Raw genomic sequence first — 15977 nt, forward strand, 5'->3', positions numbered from 1 at the left:
TCGAGCATAAAGGAGCGTTGCGACTCGGGGGAGCCATGCCGGATACCCCGGTGAGCTGCGCGCATCGATCGGTCTGCCGGTACCGCGAGTAGCTGGAATGTCGGACCGGCCGCCGCCGCCGCCGCGCAGTTGCGTCGACCGGGGCCTAATTCCGCGTAGTGGGACAGGATTTCAGTGATTGGACCGGTATCGATCCGGTCACTCCGGTTCGGTGACGAAGTCGATGAGCCGCTCCACCGCGCCGATCAGCGGGGATTCCAGATCGCGGAAGGATTCGACGGCGTTGTACACCCGCCGCCACCCCTCCTGTGGGGTGCCCCAGCCGAGGCGGCGGCAGATGCCGGTCTTCCAGTCTTCACCGCGCGGCACCTCCGGCCATGCCGCGATGCCGACCGCCGCTGGGCGCACGGCCTGCCAGACATCGATATAGGGATGCCCGGTGACCAGCACGTACTTACCGAGGCCGGTGGTCAGCTGGGATTCCTTCGAACCGGTGACCAGATGGTCGACCAGCACGCCGACCCGCCGCCCCGGTCCGGGTGCGAATGCGGTCAGCCGTTCGGCCAGATTGTCCAGACCCTCGAGATGCTCGACCACCACACCCTCGACCCGCAGATCGTGCCCCCAGACCCGCTCCACCAATGCGGCATCGTGGACACCCTCCACCCAGATCCGGCTGGTTTTGGCGACCTGCGCACGCAGCCCCTCCACGCGCGTCGAGCCAGACGCCGACCGGGTTTGCTTCTTGGGTGCCACGGCTGCGGGGCGAACCAGCGTCACCGGCTGGCCGTCGATGAGGAACGCGGCCTCGCGTAATGCGAACAACCGCACCACACCGCGGGCGTCCTCCAGTTTGACGAATTCGCCGTCGTAGCTGCGATCGAATCCGACGACGGCGCCGCAGAATCCGCTGTCCGCATCCTCCACGACGAGGTCGCGTTCCGCCGTCACCGTCGGCACCGTTCGCTTATTCGCCCGCGAATGTCCGGAGAAGATATCGCTGCCATATCTGTCACGCCCGCTCACCCGCCCGAAACTAGCACCGCCATTTCGGGTTGCGGCGCAACCGAGTTGGTGTGCCGGTCACAGACCCTCGGCAATCGGGCGTGATCAGGTTCGGCATCGGCAGGATGAGCGGGACGGCCGGCGAGATGGCGGAAAATCGTGACCAGATCGTCCGAAGCACCCTCCCGAACTGCCCGGATCTGCGCATATCGAGCGATGGTTGCGGCGTTGTCGGCGAGGGGGCCAGGCCGCGGTGCGCATTGTGGCCGCTGATCTTGGGTTTGTCACGCCACAGAAGTGCCACGGACAACTACAGTGGGCATGTGGCCGCAATCGTTTGGCTCGTCGCGGGTTTGCTGCTCGCGGCGGCGGAGATGCTCACCGGGGACCTCACACTGCTCATGCTGGGCGTCGCCGCGCTGGGCACCGCGGGCGTGGGCGCGGTAGCGGGTACCGGTCTGGTCGTCGACGCGGTGATTTTCGCGATGCTGGCACTTGTGCTGCTGCTCGGGGTGCGCCCAGTTCTGCGGCGGCGCTTCGGAACTCCGCCGCCGATCCCGACCAATGTGGACGCGCTGATGGGTAAGCAGGCGCTGGTGCTCGAACCGGTGGCCGAGCACAGCGGCCTGGTCAAAATCGGCGGTGAGGAATGGACCGCACGGCCGTTCGATACAACGGTCGAATATCCGAAGGGAACCACGGTGTACGTCATGCAGATCGATGGCGCGACCGCGGTCGTCTGGAAGGGGCCCTGATGGGTGTACTGATCGTTGCCGCCGTCTTGGTGCTGCTGGTCGTGGTGGTGGTCTTCAAATCGATCGCCCTTGTCCCGCAGGCAGAGGCGGCAGTCATCGAGCGACTAGGCCGATATTCGCGCACAGTGTCCGGTCAGCTGACATTTCTGGTGCCGTTCGCCGACCGGATCCGGGCGAAGGTCGATCTGCGCGAGCGGGTGGTGTCCTTCCCGCCGCAGCCGGTGATCACCGAGGATAATCTGACCCTGCACATCGACACCGTCGTGTACTTCCAGGTGACGAGCCCGCAGGCGGCGGTATACGAGATCAGCAACTACATCGCGGCCGTCGAGCAGCTCACCGTGACCACGCTGCGCAATGTGGTCGGCGGCATGACCCTGGAGCAGACGCTGACCTCCCGCGATCAGATCAACGGTCAGCTACGCGGGGTGCTCGACGAGGCCACCGGCCGCTGGGGACTGCGCGTCGCGCGGGTCGAACTCAAGAGCATCGATCCGCCGCCATCGATCCAGGAGTCGATGGAGAAGCAGATGAAGGCCGACCGCGAGAAGCGCGCCATGATCCTCACCGCGGAGGGCACCCGCGAATCGCAGATCAAGACGGCCGAGGGCGCCAAGCAGTCGCAGATCCTCTCCGCCGAGGGCGCCAAGCAGGCCTCGATCCTGGCGGCCGAAGGTGAACGGCAGAGCCGGATTCTGCGCGCCCAGGGTGAACGGGCCGCGGCCTATCTGCAGGCACAGGGCCAGGCGAAGGCCATCGAAAAGGTTTTCGCCGCAATCAAATCCGGTAAGCCGACGCCGGAACTGCTTGCCTACCAATACATGCAGACCCTGCCGCTGGTCGCGCGCGGTGATGCGAACAAGGTATGGCTGGTGCCGAGCGATTTCGGCAAGGCGCTAGAGGGCTTCGCGCAGAACTTCGCGACCAAGGGCGAGGACGGCGTATTCCGCTACGAGCCCACCCCCGTCGACGAGGTGGAGAGCAAGCCGGAGGACGATTCCGATGTCGCGGGCTGGTTCGATACGGCGCGCGATCCAGCCATCGAACAGGCGGTTCGTGCCGCGGAGGCCGATGCCCGCGCATCGGTGGAGGGCGTGGCGGCTCCGGTGACCGGAACCCCGTCCTCCCCGCACCAGCCGGTCATGCCAGCACCGCAGCAGACCCCGCCGCAGCAGCTTCCACCGCAGCAGCCGCCGTACCGACCGAACGGACCCCAGGGACAGTCCTGGCAGCCGCCATCGCGGTAGTCGGGGAAACACGGCAGGCACCCCGGATCTCGTCGAGGCCCGGGGTGCTTGTTGATGGCTAGGGCGCGAGATCGATAGTCAGCGTTGCCAATTGGAGTGCGATGGCGCAGGGGTCGGGTGTTCTCGTGTGGGATTGGTTTTGCACGCGCCAGACGATGGTGCCATTGTCCGCGGCGGCCACCGCGCAGTCACCCAGGTCGTGCGGATTGCGGATGTAGAAGCCCGTCGCGGTGACGGTCGTGCCGAAGATCTGTTCGGTGATTGTGCGCGGTCGGCACACCGACGAGGCACTGCGGGTGCTGCCCGCTCTCGTCACCGGTGCGACCGCCACGGTCAACGACGTCGACGTGGCGCTGGCACCCGGATCCGCGATGCCGCCGGTCGTGGTGGCGGGCAATGGGACTCGGACGGCGGCGGGCGGCCGAATACGCCGATGGCTGGATAACCCCGCAGCGGACCTCGACCAGTTGGCCGTCGATTTCAATGAATTGCGGTCACTGGCAGCATAATTCGATCGATCTGTGCCCGCGGTGACTGTGGTGGCACCGGCGCTGCCCGCCGAGCATTCGGCCGCCGTCGGACTGCTCGCCGCGCATCGGGACGCCGGTGTCGAACGTGTCATTCTCGCGCCGACCGGCCCCGCCTGGGAGGACGATTACGCGGATGCCGCGAAATTCCTTGCGGCACTGTAACTACCGCTGTGTCAACCGTAGTTTCAGCGCATCGATGATCATGGCTCGGGCGGCTTCGCCGTACCGCGCCTGCCGGTGCAGTGCCGCCCAGGTCTTCTCGTAGTAGGCGAGTTCCCGCGGCTGACTGATGGTGAGACCCGCCGAAATCGTTTCGACCTCGGCGATGCGTTTGTCGAGCAATACGAAACATGTTGTGGTGTAGAGGAAATCCGCAGTCCGCGGAATGATCCCGATCCCGAGTCGGGGCAGCGGCATCATATCGATGAGGCGCTCGAGCTGACCGGCCATCACCTCGTTGTCGCCGACCGTGGTGTAGAGCACCTGTTCGGCCAGCAGGATGCAGATCCGATGGGTGCCGTGGTGCAGAATTCGTTGGCGCGCGATCCGAGCCGCCACCGCGTGGTCGATATCGTCGATACCGCCCACGAAGTCGATGCAGGTCTCGAGTACGGCCCTGGCATAGGGTTCGGTCTGCAACAAGCCGGGCACGACCGCGTTCTCGTAATTGCGGATGGTGGTGGCGCGCGCCTCCGACTCGATACGGCGGCGCTGCTGCTGGGCATGTCCGGTCGCGGCGATGCGCCGCCACTCCTGCCAGAGCGCCTCGATATTCGCCAGTGCCGCACGTAGATCCGGCAGCAGCAGTTCGGCGCTGCACAGGCGGCACCACTCGGCCAGATCGCTATCGCTCGGCGTTTGTTTACCGTGTTCGATGCGCGACACCTTGGCCGAATGCCAGCCCGCATCGGCGGCGAGCTGCACGCCGGTCAGATGTGCGGCCTTGCGCAGTTCGCGTAAGCGTGCCCCGAAGGCTTGCCGGGACTGCTCGACACCGGTCATGCACTCCGCCCGCCGGGCATATAGTCGTGGTGCGGAATTGCTTTGTTCCACAGCGTATCTCGTACTGTCGTGCAGCGTGCGACCAGCACGGGGTCGGTGGTTACCGCGGCCCCCGCCAGATCGCCGGTCTTGGTGAAGATCGTAAACGCGACCGTCTCGTCGAGCAGCCACCATTCGTCGTCGGTGTATTCCGCTGGATCGGCGAGATGCCTTGGTAGCCAGCGGATATCCTCGCCATAACGCTGATTGCGATCGGTGAGTGCGCGCAGGAATCGAACGTAGTCGGTGAGCGGCTCTGAGACCACCCGAACACGTCGGATCGGCACGCCGCGACCGGCGACCTCGCTGGTGAGCTCCTCCCAGGCACGCCACGACGGCGGATAGGAACTCTCCTCGAACGGCGGTAGGCCCGCGAGCACGCGGCGCATCGGTTCGGTCTCGTCGGCAACCTGGGAGTGATCATCGGACACCTCGAGATGGAAAGCATCGCTGCGGGTCTCGCGAATGAGATCGTTGGTTTCCTCGATGCTGAAGAAGAGCATTGCATTACCATTCCCACGGGCTGTGTCCGACCGGGACTGCGATCGCGGTTTCATGATCAGGAATCCGCATGTGCGCCAACGCATCCGGATCGGTGATCGGCTGTCCGGCGAGGGTGAAGGAGCCATGCCCGGAATCGAGCAGCGGGACGCCGATGTACGTGCCGGGCTGCAGCCAGCCGAGCAGTATATGCGGTATTTCGACGCGGTTCGCGTCATGGGCCACCCGGTAGCCCTGCACGAGATAGAGATGTCGATCCTCATCGATCCAGAGCCGGGGCGAGCCGGTGTTGTTGGTCGGTCCGCCGAGCAGTTGTATACGCATGACAGTGGCCTCGTCTCGCGTGGGTATTGCGCTGGCTGCGCATAATCGTCGCCGGTCATCGCCATAAGGGTCAACAACTTCCGCAAATCCCCGCAAAACCATGGTGGCGCGCCGGGCCGTATTTCTACCGTTCTGGGTAGGCGCTGGCAGACAGGTTGGGTGACATGAGCGGGTCGGAACCATGGGAGGTTGTCGGGCGGTTGGGAAGCGAAACGGGGTCACTGTGCAACGGGGTGGTGACCAAACCGTGGGCGATCGGATTCGTGCGGTGGGATATTTCGGGATCGATGGTGGATCACGATGTGCGGGCCACTCGCACCTGCGCGGCTCGGAGGGGCTACGGCCTGGTCCCGATGACGGTGGGGCCGCAGGGCGATCCGGTCGCGCGGCTACTCGCGGCCATCGCGCGCTGCGGTGCACATGCGGTCATCGTGCCGAGTAGGGAGCACATCTGGGCGTCGCGGCGCGTGCTCACCGAGATCTGCGACCTGGTCGTGGTCGCCGGGGACACGGTGTGGGAGCGCGGTCATCAGTGGCCGCGCTGGTTCGCGCGCTGATTCTTACCTCGCGCGTAATCGACTCCGTGATCGGCAGCGGGCAAGGTTGAGGTATCCCGCCGGAGCTTCCCGGCGGGGGCCGAAATACCTTCCAGCAGAGGATGATTCGCTATGCATCAGTACGAGGACGCGGTGGTGCGCTACTTTACGGCATGGAATGCCACCGATGACGAGGTGCGCGCCAAGGCGGTGGCCGCCGCCTGGCGCGAGGACGGTTTCTACACCGATCCGCTGACCGATGTCGCCGGGCACGAACAATTGAGCGCCGCCATCGGAGGCGTGCACCAGCAGTTTCCCGGCTTCGAATTCCGGCAGCTCGGCGTGGTAGACGGACACCACAACACCGCCCGGTTCTCCTGGGAGCTGGTGTCGGCCGACGGGAGTGCGCCGGTCGCCGGGACGGATGTGATCACCCTCGCCGAGGACGGCCGGATCATCGGTGTGTACGGCTTCCTGGATCGCGTGCCGGGAGCATAACCGATCCCGGGGCCTGACAGGCGCGGGTAAACGTCGGATGAATCCGGTTGCGCCTGTGGCGAACACGCTGCACCGGGCGGGTCGGCGGAGGATCCTGGAGAGGGCGGCCTCGATATGGAGTGCGCGCCCGATGAGCAGGATGGTGGTCAGCGTGGACGACGAGTCGGTTCCGTTGTCGGATCCGGAGGACGCCAGACGGCAACACGATCTCGATGAATCGGCGATGGACGCGTATTCGCGGTCGGTCATCGCGGTCGCGGCGTCGGTCACCCCGCATGTGGCGAGCGTGCGAACCCGGCGGGGGAGCGGATCCGCGGTGGTCTTCACCGATGACGGATTTCTGCTGACCAACGCGCATGTGATCGGTGCGGCGAGCAGCGGCGATGTGGTGTTCGCGGACGGTGTGGAGTCGCGGATCGACGTCGTCGGCGTCGATCCGCTCTCCGATCTCGCGGTGCTGCGGGCCCGCGCCGGTGCACCGGGCGCGGTGGTGCTCGGCGATGCCGACAAGCTGGTGGTCGGCCAATTGGTGGTGGCGGTAGGGAGCCCACTGGGCTTGGCGGGCTCCGTCACCGCGGGTGTGGTCAGTGCGCTGGGGCGCGCGGTACCGGTCAACTCCCGCCGTGCCGGTCGCGTGATCGAAGATGTGATCCAAACCGATGCCGCCCTGAATCCGGGCAATTCCGGTGGCGCGCTCGCGGATTCATCGGGCCGAGTGGTCGGTGTCAATACCGCGGTCGCGGGCGTCGGACTCGGCCTCGCCATCCCGATCAATGCCACCACTCGCCGCATCATCAGCACCCTGCTGAAAGACGGCCGTGTGCGCCGCGCCTACCTCGGCCTGGTCGGCGTTCCGGCCCCACTGCCCACATCCGTCGCCGCCCGCACCGGCCAACACGCCGGTGTCCGCATTATCGAAGTCGTCCGCGGCGGCCCCGCCGATCACGCGGGGCTGCGCCGCGGCGACCTGGTACTCAGCGTTGCCCGCTCGGAGGTGGCCGACGCCCAAGGCATCCAACGGCAACTCTTCGGTGACGCCATCGGGGTCTCGATGCCGGTGACGGTATTGCGCAATGGTGCGATGGTCGATGTGTTCGCGGTGCCGATCGAGTTGACCGTGGATTAGGTCGGGAAGTCATCGACCCCACGGTCGGATGACGTCGTCGGCCAGATCCTCGCCGGGGTCTTGATTCCAGTTGTCGTGGTTATTGCCATTCGGCCCCGGTTCGACTGCGTGTACCACCATCGTTCGTCGCCTCCCTTCGAGCGGACGTTGCTGTTCCAGGGTAGCCACCCGCCGGCAACCGCAAATCGGCTCGATGCAGACGTGCACATACCGCCTCGGGCGACGCACGCGCGCGGTAGTCGGTCGGTCACGGTGACCGGGGGCGGCGGGCCCGCGATCCCGGTCACTGGGTTTGCGCCCAGCGCGCGTCGACGATCAGTCCGATGATTCCGATGGCGATGAGCACCCCGGAGACTATGAGCATGCCGGGATGGGTACCTCCGGTGAGGGCATTGCCGAGGATGACGGTGCCGATGGTGCCGGGGAGGATGCCGATGACGGTGGCGATCAAGTAGGGCCAGAAGCGGATCGAGGAGAGGGCGCAGCAGTAATTGATCACCGAGAAGGGGGCGAAGGCGATCAGGCGCAGTGAGCCGACCGCGAGCCAGCCGCGGCGTTCGAGGCGTTCATCGATGGAGCGCACTGCCGGGTGGGTGAGGTGGGCGGCGACTCGATCGCGGTCCAGCGCGCGGACGAGCAGAATAGCCAGGGCGGCGCTGACCGTGGTTGCGGAGGCGGCGAGAACGATGCCGAGCGCTGGTCCGAAGAGGACGCCCGCGCTCACCGTCAGCACGGTCCGTGGGATCGGGGCCACCGTAACCAGTGCATGGACCACGAAGAACAACAGCGGGAAGATCGGACCGACCGAGGTTGCCCAGTCCTGGATCTGCCGTGGTGTCGGCAGCGGGACCAGCATGGCCGCGAGGAACAGCGCCGCGCCACCGACGAGCAGGGCGACAACGCGTGGGTCACGGATGAGCCTGAGCACCGCGCCAGGTTACCCGTTGGTAGTGGCGGCCACGGTCAACCGACCGGGAAGCGGCCGCTAGCATCGAAGGGAACGCCGACGAATGCCCGTTAACCGATGTGCTTGCTGAGCTGGGCGAATGCAATGGTTTTGGGCCACACGAGGTGTGCGTCGAGGAGAAGAGGAACAGCAGCTATGCCGATTGCTTCAGAGCCGGTGCCCGATTACGCCGCATGGCGCAAGGGCGTGGCGGGGGTACTGGCGAAGGCCCGCAGGGTCGACGTCGCCGAACTTCCGGAGGAGCCAGAAAAGCTGCTCGAGGAGCGGACCTATGACGGTCTGACCATCGCCCCGCTGTACACCCGCAGGGATGAGCGGCCTGAACTGCCGCTGCCGGGCGAATATCCGTTCGTCCGTGGCCGGGACGCCACCAGAGATGTGCATCGCGGCTGGTATGTCAGCGCATTCATCCACGCGGCCGATGGCGCCGCGGCGAATCGCGAGATTCTGGCCGCGCTGGACAACGGGATCAGCGCACTCTGGCTCGGCGTCGGCGAGCGCGGTGTGCCGGTGGCCGAACTGCCCGCGGCGCTGTCCGGTCTGCTGTTCGAACTGGCGCCGCTGACACTCGCCGCGGGCGAAGCGGTTTCCGCGGCGACGGAACAGGTCTTCGCGGTGCTGGACGGTTACCAGGTGGCGGACCGGACCGAAATTCGAGTCGCATTGGGCGCGGCCCCGCTCACCAGTCGCTTCGCTGGAGCCGCCGATATCGAACTGGCGGAGGCGATCGCCCTGGCCGGTCAGGCGGTGCAGCGTCCGGAGACCGTACGCGCTATCACGGTGGACGGCACCGTCTTTCACGATGCGGGCGCCTCGGACGCCCAGGAACTCGGTGCGGCAATAGCCGCCGGCCTGGCCTACCTGCGCGCGCTCGCCGAGGGCCAGGACATCGCGGATGCCTTCGAACAGTTGGAGTTCCGCTTCGCCGCGACCGACGACCAGTTCGCCACCATCGCGAAATTCCGTGCGGCCCGGCAGCTCTGGGCCCGCATCGCGCATGTGTGCGGTGCACCCGCATTCGGTGGCGCGCCGCAGCATGCGGTGACCTCCGCGGCGATGATGACCCAGCGCGATCCGTGGGTGAATATGCTACGCACCACCCTCGCGGCGTTCGGCGCGGGAGTCGGTGGCGCGGATACGGTTACGGTGCTGCCCTTCGATTCGGCGTTGCCGCCCGGTGAACTCGGCGTCTCGAAGTCGTTTGCGGACCGTATGGCTCGCAATACCCAGCTGCTGCTGCTCGAGGAGTCGCATCTCGGTCATGTGCAGGATCCGGGGGCCGGTTCGTGGTACGTCGAGGATCTCACCGCAGCACTCGCCGCCAAGGCATGGGAGTTCATGCAGGAGCTCGAGGCCGCGGGCGGCTACCTGGCCGCGCTGGACTCCGGCCTGCTCGCCGAGCGGATCGCCGCCACCCGATCGGCCCGGGATGCCGATGTGGCACACCGCAAGACGGCAGTCACCGGAGTCAACGAATTCCCGAACCTGGCCGAACAGTCGCTGTCCGAGGCCGCACGGCAGCCCGGGCAGGTGGCTCGCTACGGCGCCGCATTCGAGGCACTGCGCAATCGCGCGGACGCCTACCTCGCGGCCAAGGGAGTGCGACCGCGTGCGCTGCTGGTGCCGCTGGGCACCGTGGCCGAACACAATGTGCGGGTCACCTTCATCGCGAACCTGTTGGCCTCGGGCGGTATCGAGTCGATAAACCCCGGTCCGCTGGAGGTGACCGGAATCGGCACGGCGGCAACGGAATCCGGTGCCACGATCGCCGTATTGTGCGGTTCGGACAAGCGTTATGCCGAGCAGGCAGGTCCGGCGGTCGAGCAGTTGCGGGCCGCCGGAATCGACACGGTGCTGCTGGCCGGTGCGGAAAAAGCCGTCGCCGAACTGAGCGCCGCGCAACGCCCCGACGGTTATCTCGCGGCCCGCATCGATGCGGTGGCCGCACTGTCCGACCTGCTGGAGAAGGTGGGAGCCTGATGACATTGAGTCATATCGACAAGCCGGACGAAATCGACGAGGCCGGCGGCATCGAGCACCGGATCGGCAGTTTCGCCGATGTGCCGCTGTCCGAATGTCCGGCCGAACCCGCCGACGTCGACTCGGCGCAGGTCGACGCGTTCGTGCGTGCCGCCGCCGAGGCGCACAACTACACCCCGGACCAATTGGTGTGGTCGACACCCGAAGGTATCGACGTGCCACCGGTTTTCACCAAGGCCGACCGCGATGCCATTGCGGCCGAGGGGTATCCGCTCGACAGCGTGCCGGGTATCGCGCCGTTCCTGCGCGGTCCGTACCCGACGATGTATGTGAACCAGCCGTGGACCATTCGCCAGTACGCGGGCTTCTCTACCGCCGCCGATTCGAATGCCTTCTACCGCCGCAATCTGCAGGCGGGTCAGAAGGGGCTGTCGGTCGCCTTCGACCTGGCCACGCACCGTGGCTACGACTCCGATCACCCGCGGGTCCAGGGTGATGTCGGAATGGCCGGTGTCGCGATCGATTCCATCCTCGACATGCGTCAGCTTTTCGATCACATCCCGCTGGATCAGGTCTCGGTCTCGATGACCATGAACGGCGCGGTGCTACCGATCCTCGCGCTGTATGTGGTCGCGGCCGAGGAACAGGGCGTGGCACCGGAACAGCTGGCCGGAACCATTCAGAACGACATTCTGAAGGAGTTCATGGTCCGCAACACCTACATCTACCCGCCCAAGCCCTCGATGCGGATTATCTCCGATATCTTCGCCTACACCAGCGCGAAGATGCCGAAGTTCAATTCCATCTCCATCTCCGGCTACCACATCCAGGAGGCCGGAGCAACGGCCGATCTGGAACTGGCCTACACCCTCGCCGACGGTGTCGAGTACATCCGCGCGGGCATCGCCGCGGGCATGGAGGTCGACAAGTTCGCGCCGCGCCTGTCGTTCTTCTGGGCCATCGGCATGAACTTCTTCATGGAGGTCGCCAAACTCCGTGCGGGACGGCTGCTCTGGAGCGAGTTGGTAGCGAAGTTCGAACCCAAGAGCGCGAAATCGCTGTCGCTGCGGACGCATTCGCAGACCTCGGGTTGGTCGCTGACCGCACAGGACGCCTACAACAATGTGGCGCGCACCTGCATCGAGGCGATGGCCGCGACCCAGGGCCACACCCAGTCGCTGCACACCAACGCCCTCGACGAGGCGTTGGCCCTGCCGACGGACTTCTCCGCGCGGATCGCCCGCAATACCCAGCTGCTGATCCAGCAGGAGTCCAACACCACGCGGCCGATCGACCCCTGGGGCGGTTCGTATTACGTGGAATGGCTGACCCACCAGCTCGCCAACCGCGCTCGCGCGCATATCGCCGAGGTGGAAGCACATGGCGGTATGGCGCAGGCGATCGGTGAGGGCATCCCGAAGCTGCGCATCGAGGAGGCCGCCGCCCGCACACAGGCCCGCATCGATACCGGCCAGCAGCCGGTGATCGGCGTGAACAAGTACCAGGTCGAAGAGGATCAGCAGGTCGAGGTCCTCAAGGTCGAGAACTCCCGGGTGCGTGCCGAGCAGATCGAGAAGCTGAACCGGCTTCGGGCCGAACGTGATTCGGTCGAAGTGCAGCGGGCACTCGCCGAATTGACCCGTGCGGCAGCCTCTTCGGATGGCGGCATGGAGAACAACCTGCTCGCGCTGGCCATCGATGCGGCGCGCGCCAAGGCCACCGTCGGTGAGATCTCCGACGCACTGGAAAAGGTGTACGGCCGGCACCAGGCCGAGATCCGTACGCTCTCCGGTGTGTACCGCGACGAGGCCGGGAAGGTGACCAATATCAGCAAGGCGAGCGAACTCGTCGAGGAATTCGCCGAGGCGGAGGGGCGGCGCCCGCGCATCCTGGTCGCCAAGATGGGCCAGGACGGGCACGACCGAGGTCAGAAAGTGATCGCCACGGCCTTTGCCGATCTCGGCTTCGACGTCGATGTGGGCCCGCTGTTCCAGACCCCGGAAGAGGTGGCGCAGCAGGCGGCCGATAACGATGTGCACGTCGTCGGTGTGTCCTCGCTGGCGGCCGGCCACCTCACGCTGGTGCCCGCCCTGCGGCAGGCACTGGCCGATGTCGGGCGACCCGACATCATGGTCATCGTCGGCGGCGTCATTCCGCCCGGCGACTTCGAGGAGTTGTACGCGGCGGGCGCGGCGGCGATCTTCCCGCCCGGCACCGTGATCGCCGACGCGGCCATCGATCTGCTGCAGAAGCTGGCCGGCGAACTCGGTCATGAGATCGGTGGCGGCAGCGGCCAATGATTTCAGCATCGGGCGGGCGTCAGCGCGCCATTGATGTCGACGCACTCGCGCAGGCGGTCCGCTCGGGGGATCGGGCCGCTGTGGCGCGGGCGATCACACTGGTCGAGTCGACCAGGGCCGACCATCGAGAGCTGGCACAGCAACTGCTGCTGCAACTGACACCGCCGACCGATACGGTCGCCTCGAATCGGGTCGGTATAACCGGTGTGCCCGGCGTCGGCAAGTCGACATTCATCGATGCGCTCGGCATGGAGCTGATCGGCGAGGGGCATCGGGTGGCGGTGCTGGCCGTCGACCCGTCCTCCACCCGCACCGGCGGCTCCATCCTCGGTGACAAGACCCGCATGGCGCGACTGTCGTTGGAGCGCAACGCCTATATCCGTCCCTCGCCCACTGCGGGCACCCTGGGCGGCGTCGCCAAGGCCACCCGCGAGACCATCGTGCTGCTCGAGGCCGCGGGCTACGACGTAATCCTGGTGGAGACCGTCGGCGTCGGCCAGTCCGAGGTGACGGTCGCGAATATGGTCGACGTGTTCTGTTTTCTGACCCTGGCCCGTACCGGAGATCAATTGCAGGGCATCAAGAAAGGTGTCCTGGAACTCGCCGACCTGGTCGCGGTGAACAAGGCCGACGGCAAACACGAGATCGAAGCCAAGGCCGCGGCCCGCGAATTGGCCGGGGCAATGCGCCTCATCCATCCGCACGATGCGCTCTGGCGTCCGCCGGTGCTGACCATGAGCGGCCTGGAAGGCCATGGGCTGGACAAGTTCTGGGGCACCGTTCTCGAACACCGCCGGGTGCTCACCGAGGCCGGGGAATTCGCCGAAAAGCGGCGCCGCCAACAGGTCGACTGGACCTGGACCATGGTGCACGATCAGTTGCTGCGGCGCCTCGCGGAGAACCCGAACGTCAATGTCATTCGCGCACAAGTGGAGAAGCAGGTGCGCGACGGTACATTGACTGCGGCGCTGGCCGCCGAGCAGATTCTCGACGCCTTCGACAGTTAGAGGTGGCGATAATCCATCGGTGGCTGCGGCTCGGCGACCAGCCGGGGTGGCGGGTCGGCGAACCGGCGCTTACCGGCCCGGCGCGGACAAACTGCTCACCGATGCCGACGGCGTCTCGGCGATTTCCCTGGCGGATTTCGCGGTGGCCCTGCTCGACGAGGCCGAGCGGCCGGTGCACCAGCGAACCAGGTTCACCGTCGCATCGGCCTGAGCCCTACCCGATCCGGAAGAGCCGTTCGGCATTTCGGTAGCAGACCTGCCGCAGCCAGGAGTCGCCCAGTTCCAAGCGTTCCAGCGCGCGGATCGAATGTCCGTAAGAGTACGGAATATTCGGAAAGTCGCTACCGAACAAAATGCGGTCGCTCATGGAGCGCAGCCTGCCGTGCTCGGCGGTCGGATAGGGTGCCGAAGCCTCGGTGAAATCGGTCCACACCATCGTCGTGTCCAGGTACACGTTCGGGTATTCCTCTGCCAGATCAAGGAATTCGGAATACTCGGGCGTACCCATATGCGCGATGATCAGGTGTAGGCGCGGATAGCGTTGCAGCAGAGCGACAATCGGCTCCGGGCCGGTGTACTCGCCCGGCGCGGGTCCAGAGCCGCAGTGGATCAGCACCGGTATCCCGGCGTCCTCGATCATGCCCCACACCGGATTCAGCAGCGGATCACCGGGATGGAAGTCACCGACCTGCACATGCACCTTGAACACCCGGGCGCCGCGCTCGATGGCCGCCTCCACATAACTCGCGGCGTGGTGTTCGGGATAGAACGTGGCGGTATGCAGGCAATCCGGGGTGCGCTCGGCGAAGTCGGCGGTCCATTCGTTGAGCCACGCCGCCATATCCGGCTTGTGTGGATACACCAGCGAGGTGAACGCGCGAACACCGAAGTCGCGCAAGGTCTTCAACCGGACCTGTGCATCGTCGCGGTAGGCGATCGGCCACTCCCGGCCGACCAGCGGACCGGCCGAATCGAAGTATGCCCACACCTTGGCCATCACCTGCTCCGGCATGAAATGTGTATGGACGTCGATGATTCCGGGCAGTTCGAGCCGGGTGCGGAAGTCGGCGAGATAGGTATTGTCGTCGGCGTCGCCGATCATCGAGCAGCCTCCTGCGGATAGACCGACCGGGCGAAGTCACTGACCCTGGTGATCAATCGCTCGAAGAACACCTCCGGATCGGTGCCGACCACGATGTCGGCATTGGGTTCTCGACCCCACATGCCCGCCCAGTCCGCCACTGTGGTGGCGCGGGTGATGGCGCCGACGAGTTCGACATCGACGGTGGCCGGTCGAGTAATCGCGAGTGCCGGATCCAGTGCGACGGCTGCCGCGAACGGATCATGCATATGCGCGAGATAGCCCTGGTTGTGGTGCTTGTGGAAGTCGAAGTAGAACCGAACCGCATCGGTGAAATACCGCACGATCGGATTGCTCGTCGCCGACCTGGCCTCCGGCGGGTCGGTCTCCGAAACCAGCTCTATGGGCAGACTGCCCGCGCGTTCGGCGAGCTGCGCCACATGCTTGGGCCGCATCTCGATGGTCTCGGTGGTATCGAGCGCGCACACGATCGGCCGCCGATCGGCGGGGGCGGCGGAGAAGGCGTCGAAGACCTCCTTGGCCGCCTCCGGATCCACGTGCACGTTCCATTCATTGGTCGGCGTGGTGTTGCCGGGATGGTTGAAGGCTCCGCCCATGATCACCAGCCGCCGCAGCAGCAGTGGCAGCCGTGGTTCGATTCGAAGTGCGAGCGCCAGATTCGTCAGCGGTCCCGTGCAGAGTCCGATGATCTCGCCGGGAGCCGCACGCACCAGATCGACCCACATCTCGGCCGCGGACCGGGCTGAGATCGGCCGAGTGGATCGCGGCAGCTCCGCATAACCGACACCCTGCGGCCCATGCGTGTCCTCGGTGGTGCGCAGCGGGATCGCGAGCGGTTCCGCGGCACCCAGCGCGACCTCGATCTCAGGTGCCCGGCACACCTCCAGCCAGGCGAGGTTGTTCGCCGCCACCTGTGGCGCGGGCACATTGCCCGCGGTGGCGGCGATCCCGACGATCTCGACGTTTGGGGAGGCGAGTAGGTAGAGCAGCGCGAGCGAATCATCGATTCCGGTATCGACGTCCATGATGATCTTCTGCCACACCAGTCGAGCGTAGCG

18 protein-coding genes are annotated in these 15977 nt (G+C 66.0%); 11 read left to right on the plus strand and 7 right to left on the minus strand.

The window, feature by feature from the left end; genetic code table 11:
- Positions 1 to 198 precede the first annotated feature (198 nt).
- Positions 199 to 1026, minus strand: a complete 828-nt coding sequence (locus AB0L63_RS16540; protein WP_364500842.1) for a DUF3097 domain-containing protein — start codon at positions 1024 to 1026, stop codon at positions 199 to 201.
- A gap of 302 nt (positions 1027 to 1328) precedes the next feature.
- Between AB0L63_RS16540 and AB0L63_RS16545 the strand changes: the two genes are divergently transcribed.
- The 4 genes from AB0L63_RS16545 (at position 1329) to AB0L63_RS16560 (ending at position 3699) form a co-directional block, all read left to right on the plus strand.
- A complete protein-coding gene (locus tag AB0L63_RS16545; RefSeq protein WP_364500845.1) occupies positions 1329 to 1760 on the plus strand; it encodes an NfeD family protein in 432 nt (143 codons plus the stop codon).
- The gene (locus tag AB0L63_RS16550; protein ID WP_364500848.1) at positions 1760 to 3007 is read left to right on the plus strand and encodes an SPFH domain-containing protein; all 1248 of its coding nucleotides are present in this window, start codon (positions 1760 to 1762) and stop codon (positions 3005 to 3007) included. Before AB0L63_RS16545 ends, AB0L63_RS16550 begins: the two co-directional genes overlap by 1 nt.
- A 230-nt stretch (positions 3008 to 3237) precedes the next feature.
- On the plus strand, positions 3238 to 3516 hold the full coding sequence (locus AB0L63_RS16555; protein WP_364500851.1) for a hypothetical protein: 279 nt from the start codon (positions 3238 to 3240) through the stop codon (positions 3514 to 3516).
- A gap of 12 nt (positions 3517 to 3528) precedes the next feature.
- Complete coding sequence (locus tag AB0L63_RS16560) at positions 3529 to 3699, plus strand: hypothetical protein (RefSeq protein ID WP_364500853.1); 171 nt, start codon at positions 3529 to 3531, stop codon at positions 3697 to 3699.
- Here the strand turns inward: AB0L63_RS16560 and AB0L63_RS16565 are convergent, their stop codons facing one another.
- The 3 genes from AB0L63_RS16565 to AB0L63_RS16575 are packed head-to-tail and all read right to left on the minus strand — an operon-like array spanning position 3700 to position 5403.
- A complete protein-coding gene (locus tag AB0L63_RS16565) occupies positions 3700 to 4539 on the minus strand; it encodes a helix-turn-helix transcriptional regulator (RefSeq protein WP_364500856.1) in 840 nt (279 codons plus the stop codon). It abuts the gene before it with no gap.
- The gene (locus AB0L63_RS16570) at positions 4536 to 5081 is read right to left on the minus strand and encodes a DUF6879 family protein (protein WP_364500859.1); all 546 of its coding nucleotides are present in this window, start codon (positions 5079 to 5081) and stop codon (positions 4536 to 4538) included. The genes AB0L63_RS16565 and AB0L63_RS16570 overlap by 4 nt, the downstream gene beginning before the upstream one ends.
- A gap of 4 nt (positions 5082 to 5085) precedes the next feature.
- Positions 5086 to 5403: a hypothetical protein gene (locus AB0L63_RS16575; protein WP_364500862.1), complete on the minus strand. Its 318-nt coding sequence runs from the start codon at positions 5401 to 5403 to the stop codon at positions 5086 to 5088.
- A 164-nt stretch (positions 5404 to 5567) separates the two neighbouring features.
- On the opposite strand from AB0L63_RS16575, the gene AB0L63_RS16580 reads away from it, so the two are divergent.
- The 3 genes from AB0L63_RS16580 to AB0L63_RS16590 all read left to right on the plus strand — a co-directional run bounded on the left by AB0L63_RS16580 (position 5568) and on the right by AB0L63_RS16590 (position 7563).
- Entirely contained in the window at positions 5568 to 5960 is a 393-nt protein-coding gene (locus tag AB0L63_RS16580; RefSeq protein WP_364500865.1) for a hypothetical protein, read from the plus strand.
- 111 nt (positions 5961 to 6071) lie between these two features.
- Entirely contained in the window at positions 6072 to 6437 is a 366-nt protein-coding gene (locus tag AB0L63_RS16585) for a nuclear transport factor 2 family protein (RefSeq protein ID WP_364500868.1), read from the plus strand.
- A 223-nt stretch (positions 6438 to 6660) separates the two neighbouring features.
- Positions 6661 to 7563: a trypsin-like peptidase domain-containing protein gene (locus tag AB0L63_RS16590; protein ID WP_364501084.1), complete on the plus strand. Its 903-nt coding sequence runs from the start codon at positions 6661 to 6663 to the stop codon at positions 7561 to 7563.
- Positions 7564 to 7846: 283 nt separating this feature from the next.
- Here AB0L63_RS16590 and AB0L63_RS16595 read toward each other — a convergent pair whose 3' ends face one another.
- The gene (locus AB0L63_RS16595; protein ID WP_364500871.1) at positions 7847 to 8491 is read right to left on the minus strand and encodes a TVP38/TMEM64 family protein; all 645 of its coding nucleotides are present in this window, start codon (positions 8489 to 8491) and stop codon (positions 7847 to 7849) included.
- 174 nt (positions 8492 to 8665) lie between these two features.
- Between AB0L63_RS16595 and AB0L63_RS16600 the strand changes: the two genes are divergently transcribed.
- The 4 genes from AB0L63_RS16600 to AB0L63_RS16615 are packed head-to-tail and all read left to right on the plus strand — an operon-like array spanning position 8666 to position 14028.
- Positions 8666 to 10510, plus strand: a complete 1845-nt coding sequence (locus AB0L63_RS16600; protein ID WP_364500874.1) for a methylmalonyl-CoA mutase family protein — start codon at positions 8666 to 8668, stop codon at positions 10508 to 10510.
- Positions 10510 to 12810, plus strand: a complete 2301-nt coding sequence (gene scpA / locus AB0L63_RS16605; protein ID WP_364500877.1) for a methylmalonyl-CoA mutase — start codon at positions 10510 to 10512, stop codon at positions 12808 to 12810. The genes AB0L63_RS16600 and scpA overlap by 1 nt, the downstream gene beginning before the upstream one ends.
- On the plus strand, positions 12807 to 13817 hold the full coding sequence (gene meaB / locus AB0L63_RS16610; protein WP_364500880.1) for a methylmalonyl Co-A mutase-associated GTPase MeaB: 1011 nt from the start codon (positions 12807 to 12809) through the stop codon (positions 13815 to 13817). The genes scpA and meaB overlap by 4 nt, the downstream gene beginning before the upstream one ends.
- Before the next feature lie 19 nt (positions 13818 to 13836).
- A complete protein-coding gene (locus tag AB0L63_RS16615; RefSeq protein ID WP_364500883.1) occupies positions 13837 to 14028 on the plus strand; it encodes a hypothetical protein in 192 nt (63 codons plus the stop codon).
- A 3-nt stretch (positions 14029 to 14031) separates the two neighbouring features.
- Here the strand turns inward: AB0L63_RS16615 and AB0L63_RS16620 are convergent, their stop codons facing one another.
- Positions 14032 to 14919 carry an amidohydrolase family protein gene (locus tag AB0L63_RS16620; protein ID WP_364500885.1) on the minus strand — a complete coding sequence of 296 codons (888 nt, stop codon included), beginning with the start codon at positions 14917 to 14919 and terminating at the stop codon, positions 14032 to 14034.
- Positions 14916 to 15944: a nucleoside hydrolase gene (locus AB0L63_RS16625; protein WP_364501086.1), complete on the minus strand. Its 1029-nt coding sequence runs from the start codon at positions 15942 to 15944 to the stop codon at positions 14916 to 14918. The genes AB0L63_RS16620 and AB0L63_RS16625 overlap by 4 nt, the downstream gene beginning before the upstream one ends.
- Between the last annotated feature and the right edge of the window lie 33 nt (positions 15945 to 15977).

Source organism: Nocardia sp. NPDC051990, assembly GCF_040680755.1.
GTDB lineage: Bacteria > Actinomycetota > Actinomycetes > Mycobacteriales > Mycobacteriaceae > Nocardia.

Bases quoted from the DNA above. Each gene is read 5' to 3' on its own strand.
- AB0L63_RS16625 (WP_364501086.1), bottom strand. From the start codon at position 15,944: ATGGACGTCGATACCGGAATCGATGATTCGCTCGCGCTGCTCTACCTA.
- AB0L63_RS16580 (WP_364500865.1), top strand. From the start codon at position 5,568: ATGAGCGGGTCGGAACCATGGGAGGTTGTCGGGCGGTTGGGAAGCGAA.
- AB0L63_RS16565 (WP_364500856.1), bottom strand. From the start codon at position 4,539: ATGACCGGTGTCGAGCAGTCCCGGCAAGCCTTCGGGGCACGCTTACGC.
- AB0L63_RS16575 (WP_364500862.1), bottom strand. From the start codon at position 5,403: ATGCGTATACAACTGCTCGGCGGACCGACCAACAACACCGGCTCGCCC.
- AB0L63_RS16570 (WP_364500859.1), bottom strand. From the start codon at position 5,081: ATGCTCTTCTTCAGCATCGAGGAAACCAACGATCTCATTCGCGAGACC.
- AB0L63_RS16600 (WP_364500874.1), top strand. From the start codon at position 8,666: ATGCCGATTGCTTCAGAGCCGGTGCCCGATTACGCCGCATGGCGCAAG.
- AB0L63_RS16585 (WP_364500868.1), top strand. From the start codon at position 6,072: ATGCATCAGTACGAGGACGCGGTGGTGCGCTACTTTACGGCATGGAAT.
- AB0L63_RS16550 (WP_364500848.1), top strand. From the start codon at position 1,760: ATGGGTGTACTGATCGTTGCCGCCGTCTTGGTGCTGCTGGTCGTGGTG.
- AB0L63_RS16620 (WP_364500885.1), bottom strand. From the start codon at position 14,919: ATGATCGGCGACGCCGACGACAATACCTATCTCGCCGACTTCCGCACC.
- meaB (WP_364500880.1), top strand. From the start codon at position 12,807: ATGATTTCAGCATCGGGCGGGCGTCAGCGCGCCATTGATGTCGACGCA.
- AB0L63_RS16590 (WP_364501084.1), top strand. From the start codon at position 6,661: ATGGACGCGTATTCGCGGTCGGTCATCGCGGTCGCGGCGTCGGTCACC.
- scpA (WP_364500877.1), top strand. From the start codon at position 10,510: ATGACATTGAGTCATATCGACAAGCCGGACGAAATCGACGAGGCCGGC.